Raw genomic sequence first — 2,204 nt, forward strand, 5'->3', positions numbered from 1 at the left:
AGATAAGCCGGATGCTGCGGGGCTGGACCGCCTATTTCAAATACGGCTGTTCAAGTGCTACGTTCGGCTATCTGCGGGCCTACCTGTGGAAACAGGTCATCAGATGGATCGGCCGCAAGCACCGGCGGACTACCTGGAGGCAGCTCCGGCGCCGATACAGCTGTGGAGACCGGTGGCCGGCCGAGGGAGAGGTGGTGCTGTTCGATCCCGGAAAGGTAGGCATAGAACGCTACCGATACCGGGGAAAACGCATCCCGACGCCATGGCAGAGGGCGGCATGAGAAGACACGTCCCCCCGGGGCTTGTGGAGAGCCCGGTGCGCTTAACGGTGCACGCCGGGTTCGGGAGGCGGGCCGAGGAAACGGGCTGGCCGCAAGGCCGGCACCGCGCCTCGGTCCGACCTCACTACCAAACGCTCTTCCTACAGGCCGGCAGGCACGCTGAAGACCGAACTGAGGGTCGCTCTGCGGTCCGGCCGGGCACGCTAGACGACCGTCCGGGGCGACACCCCAGGCGTCGTAGGCGATCCCGGACATGGTCAACATCAGCGAACGGCCCGCGGAAGCCGCCGACCGCGCCGTCCCCGGCCACCTCGAAGGCGACCTGATCATCGGCAAGGGCGGCAAGAGCCAGATCGCGACCCGCGTCGATCGTCACACGCGCTACACCACACTGGTGCGGATTCCCTACGATCGGACAGCCGCCTGTGTCGCCCTCGCCCTCAGCCTGAAGATCAAAGACCTGCCGGCCGACCTCGTCCGGTCGCTCACCTGGGACCAGGGGAGGGAGATGGCCGCACACGCCACCTTCACCCTCGGGACAAGCGTTCCGGTCTACTTCGCCGACCCGCATTCACCCTGGCAGCGGTCGACGAACGAAAACACCAACGGGCTTCTCCGTCAGTACTTTCCGAGATCTACCGATCTCTCTGGCTTCAGTCAAGCTGAACTTGACGCCGTTGCCGCCGAACTTAACGGAAGACCCCGGAAGGTTCTCGGGTGGAAAACCCCAGCAGAGGTCTACAGTGAGACCCACAATCTGATAGAATCGCAACCGATGGTGCACTGATCGCTGGAATCCGCCGCAATGTAGCCGGAGGTCAGGGTTAAGCGCGACTACGACAAGCAGACCGAAAAAGAGATCAAAATCAGATGTCCGAGCCCCTGGAAAGCCTCGAGAACGTCAAGAGACAAAACGTTCGTAAACCCCACCAGATGCGCAGGAATCTCCTCTCGACGTGGGCCGTCAGGGACTCGAACCCTGAACTCGCCGGTTAAAAGCCGGCTGCTCTGCCAATTGAGCTAACGGCCCTGCGAGAGTCATGATACCGAACTGTGTGTCCTCGGGGTGGTGATCGGGGTGTCGGTGCGGCTTGTGGGGGTGTGGATGGGACGCCGGGTGGGCGGCTTGTGGTGGCTCGTGGCCGCCCGTCCGCCCTGGGCGGGGCGGACGGCGGGGGCCGGGTTAGTCGATCGTGGTGTGGTGTCGGGGGTAGTCGTGGGGGCTGCGGGTGCGGGGGATGAGGCGTGCGGTGTTGCGGGCGATCTCGGCGGCGAGGTCGAGGAGGATGTGGGTGTAGGCGTCGGCGGTGATCATGATCGTGGAGTGGCCGAGGAGTTCTTGGACTGCTTTGAGGTCGGCGCCGGCGGCGAGGGCGAGGGTGGCGGCGCCGTGGCGGAGGCCGTGGATGGTGATGGGGGTAGGTCGGCTTCCTGGATGAGGGTGTGGAAGCGGTTGGTGAGGTGTTCGGGGTGGATGGGAGTGCCGTCGGGGTGGGTGAACGCGAGGCCGTTGTTCGGCCAGATGGTTCCGGCGGCGAGCCGGTTGGCGTGTGCGGCAGGTTTTCAGGACGGCGAGGGTGTCGGGGTCGAGGGAGATGACACGGTCCCCGGCGTCGGATTTCGGCTTGGCGAGTTGGGTGGCGTAGCTGATCTGGACGAACTGCCAGCGGATGGTGAGGGTTGCGTTGGTGACGTCGATGTCGTCGAGGTGGACGGCGACGGATTCACCGCGTCGGAGCCCTCGGTAGGCGATGAGGTGGAAGACAGGGTAGAGCGGGTCGCTATGGGCGTGGTCGAGGAACCGCCCGGTCTGCGCTGGGATCCAGACCATGAGTGGAGCGTTCCCGATTTAGTAGACAGTTCCATTATGCGGCTTGTGGGTGCTCCCTTTCAAACTTGGCCTCGTACTCGACGGGCGTCATG

2 protein-coding genes, 1 tRNA gene and 1 pseudogene are annotated in these 2,204 nt (G+C 64.4%); 2 read left to right on the plus strand and 2 right to left on the minus strand.

Annotated elements, in window-relative coordinates; genetic code table 11:
* Window positions 1–281, plus strand: a 281-nt coding sequence (locus tag AC08OT_RS19890) for a group II intron maturase-specific domain-containing protein (RefSeq protein ID WP_476603191.1), incomplete at its 5' end; no start/stop codon positions are given.
* Window positions 282–537: 256 nt separating this feature from the next.
* Window positions 538–1,068: pseudogene (locus AC08OT_RS19895) on the plus strand (IS30 family transposase); the annotation flags it as partial.
* Between the two features lie 170 nt (window positions 1,069–1,238).
* Here AC08OT_RS19895 and AC08OT_RS19900 read toward each other — a convergent pair.
* A tRNA-Lys gene (locus AC08OT_RS19900) sits at window positions 1,239–1,311 on the minus strand.
* A gap of 153 nt (window positions 1,312–1,464) precedes the next feature.
* Complete coding sequence (locus AC08OT_RS19905) at window positions 1,465–2,112, minus strand: tyrosine-type recombinase/integrase (RefSeq protein ID WP_476603192.1); 648 nt, start codon at window positions 2,110–2,112, stop codon at window positions 1,465–1,467.
* Window positions 2,113–2,204: the final 92 nt, after the last annotated feature.

The organism is Frankia sp. CgJB1 (assembly GCF_977947065.1).